Here is a 1,691-nt window from a genome sequence, read left to right as displayed (position 1 = left end):
CGCCAACTGAGCTGCAGCCATCATCACCTGTCGAATCGCCTGCAAGGTACGCCCGCCTCGCCCGAACACCCGCCCGCGATCCTTCGGGTCAAAGGCCAGTCGCAGCCAAACCTTTCGCCCGCCACAGGTGGTTTCCACATCCATTTGAAGAGAGGCGCTGCTGAGCAGCGGTTCGATCAAAAGATGGGCGAGAGCCTTGTAGTCTGGCATAGAGAGCTAGACGACAGGAGGGAACAACTGGCCAAGCCAAGCTTAGCCGACCCTAGGCCTCAACCGCTTCCTCAACCTGAGGCTTTTCAACTTCAGCTTCCGGAGGGCTTAATTCTGCTGCTGTCTCGGTGGCAGCTTCGCTCAATTCAGACTCGGGAACATCGGCGACCTCAGCCTCGGCCACGGATTCTGTTGCAGGGGCCTCTTCTGCCGCCTCAGGGATCCCAGCTTCAGGCTTGGCGATGGCCGGAATGCGAATCGAGGCCACCACTCCCCCTTCCCCTGCTTTCAACATCTCGTAGATGCCGGCCTTTTTGAGGAGACTGTCCACGGTCTCTGTGGGCTGAGCGCCACAACGCAACCACTTCAGCAAGCCTGCCGTTTGCAAAACCGTCTCCTTGGTGCGCGGGTTATAGTAACCCAGTTCCTCTAGCGGACGGGCTTCACGGCGGCTTTTACTTTCAATGGCGATGATGCGATAGCTGGGTTGCCGCTTTTTTCCGTAGCGCTTGAGCCGCAATTTGACCATGGGATATCCGCTCCTTAAGGGATGCTCCGCAAGCTGTAAAGATCCAAATCCAACAAAGAGTTCACGCAAACCCGCCAAGCATGCTGAAGCCCCAGAACCTTACCCGGAGTCTCGCCGCTTGGCCGGTAGACATAGGCTTTTTATTTTAGGCGATCTTCCCCTCGACTGGAAAATGTCGGATCCCGGTTTGGAGGGCAATCTTCATGGCAGAGTTAAAGAGAAAACCCACACTCAGCGACGACCCCCATGATCAACTACGCCGATTTGACAGACGAGCAGCGCCAGCTCTACCTCAAGGCCCTGATCGCGGTGGCCCGAGTGGATGGCCAGTTGGACGAAGAAGAAACCTCTTTCTTCATGCAAATCGCAGAAGGGGTAGGCATCGAAGCGCCACTGGCCCAGACCTATCTGGCGGATGAAACAGGTGCGCCTTTGGATATCAGTGGGATCCCGCCCATGCGCAACGCGGCGGGGGCCTTGATCCTGCGGGATCTGGCGGCGATGGCGGTGGTGAACAGCCAGTTGGTGGAAAAGGAAGAGGAGCTTATTTTCCAGATCGGCAAAGCCATGCAGTTCAGCGCTGAGGAGATCAACGAGTTTATCGACTGGGCCTTCATGGGACTGCAGTGGCAACTGAAAAGCGCATCCCTGCTGGAGCGCTATGCCCAGCCCTCCCCCCAACCTTCTGAATGACATTGGGGTAGCGGGTAGCATAACGACAACCCGCCTTGGCCACTGCATCAACACTCCGGCTTGGTGTTTCCTTGAACCAAGCTAGGGGGGGTTTCTAGATTGAGTCAGATCATATGGTCGTTTCAGGTTAGGGTGATACACCTGGGCTACTGAGAAAGCCTTCTAGACTGGTGCATCCAATGTTTTAGGTGTGAGTGCAGTGTCCTAGGTCGTGTTGATCTTATGTTAGGATAGAGAGAGTAATTTATAGAGGAAAGAG

3 protein-coding genes are annotated in these 1,691 nt (G+C 55.8%); 1 reads left to right on the top strand and 2 read right to left on the bottom strand.

Annotation, left to right across the window (positions count from 1 at the left end):
• Nucleotides 1-210, bottom strand: a 210-nt coding sequence (locus NW838_RS15820) for a KH domain-containing protein (RefSeq protein WP_414428368.1), incomplete at its 3' end; no start/stop codon positions are given.
• A gap of 52 nt (nt 211-262) precedes the next feature.
• Nucleotides 263-739 carry a 30S ribosomal protein S16 gene (gene rpsP / locus NW838_RS15815; RefSeq protein WP_414428367.1) on the bottom strand — a complete coding sequence of 159 codons (477 nt, stop codon included), beginning with the start codon at nt 737-739 and terminating at the stop codon, nt 263-265.
• A 246-nt stretch (nt 740-985) separates the two neighbouring features.
• Between rpsP and NW838_RS15810 the strand changes: the two genes are divergently transcribed.
• Nucleotides 986-1,432, top strand: coding sequence for a TerB family tellurite resistance protein (locus NW838_RS15810; protein WP_011432104.1), 447 nt, complete (start codon nt 986-988; stop codon nt 1,430-1,432).
• Nucleotides 1,433-1,691: the final 259 nt, after the last annotated feature.

It is taken from the genome of Synechococcus sp. R55.2 (assembly GCF_047462075.1).
Lineage (GTDB): Bacteria > Cyanobacteriota > Cyanobacteriia > Thermostichales > Thermostichaceae > Thermostichus.
This window is presented reverse-complemented; position numbering and strand designations above follow the sequence as displayed.

Coding starts and splice junctions, on each gene's coding strand:
- NW838_RS15810 (WP_011432104.1), top strand. CDS start 986: ATGATCAACTACGCCGATTTGACAGACGAGCAGCGCCAGCTCTACCTC.
- rpsP (WP_414428367.1), bottom strand. CDS start 739: ATGGTCAAATTGCGGCTCAAGCGCTACGGAAAAAAGCGGCAACCCAGC.